1 protein-coding gene is annotated in these 869 nt (G+C 44.2%); it reads left to right on the top strand.

Going from position 1 to position 869, the window contains the following annotated elements:
• Positions 1-583: 583 nt before the first annotated feature.
• Positions 584-850, top strand: a complete 267-nt coding sequence (locus INT19_RS01940; protein WP_193059514.1) for a response regulator — start codon at positions 584-586, stop codon at positions 848-850.
• Positions 851-869: the final 19 nt, after the last annotated feature.

Here is an 869-nt window from a genome sequence, read left to right on the forward strand (position 1 = left end):
TCCTCTCAAGATATGGAGTCTCCGGTAAAGCCGGGGCGGTTCAAACACTTCTTAACATTGAAGCTAGCACAGGGAACTACTCTTCTCCACATTATTAATCAATATTAACAGCCTAGTCAGTGAGTTTTTTTAGTCTCTTTTAATGGGCTCTAAGGTAGAAAAAATGCATGCCAACTAAGAATCGCCTAGTACCTTAACCAGATGAAGAGTAAGCACTTACTAATCCCTTTACAGAAAACAGACCAGACTTAAGGAAACCTGCTGTTAATTTAAATTCACATAGCAACTGAACTCATCAATTTACATTTCAGCCGACATGCGTATTCTGGGCAGCAGCTGACCTGCCACGTATTTCGATCACGTTCGGCGCTGGTCATACCGCTGCGGCAGCATCAACAGAGGAAGAGTTCAGGGATACTAAACACTACTGGGCAGGCACTTAACGAGCTTTTCTACTTGCAAAGCTCATATTTCAGGAGAGCAAGTATCTAACTATGCTGCCTTGATGCTTTTTAGATCTAGGAACAGATTTGCAACCTATGCTGCTCACTTTCACTGACGAGACCTGACTTGGATACAGCCTATGCGCATTGCAGTAGTAGAAGATGAGAAGGTGGTATCAGAGCGCATTGAAAAAGCGCTTATGGATGGCTTTGCCGAGCGAGGTATAGAGGCGAACATCTACTCATTCGAAACCAGTAAGGCATTTATTCATACCGCTAGCCGCAATACATTCGATTTAGTCATACTTGATTGGCACCTGCCCGACGGCACTGGTATTGCGCTGCTCAATTGGATGAAAACCTACCTACAGATTATTCCTGCTGTAAGCGTTCATCCTACGACGTAGTTGACCTACTTCACGTCAC

Origin of the sequence: Halomonas sp. 3A7M (genome assembly GCF_014897875.1) — a bacterium.
Classification (GTDB): Bacteria; Pseudomonadota; Gammaproteobacteria; order Pseudomonadales; family Halomonadaceae; genus Vreelandella.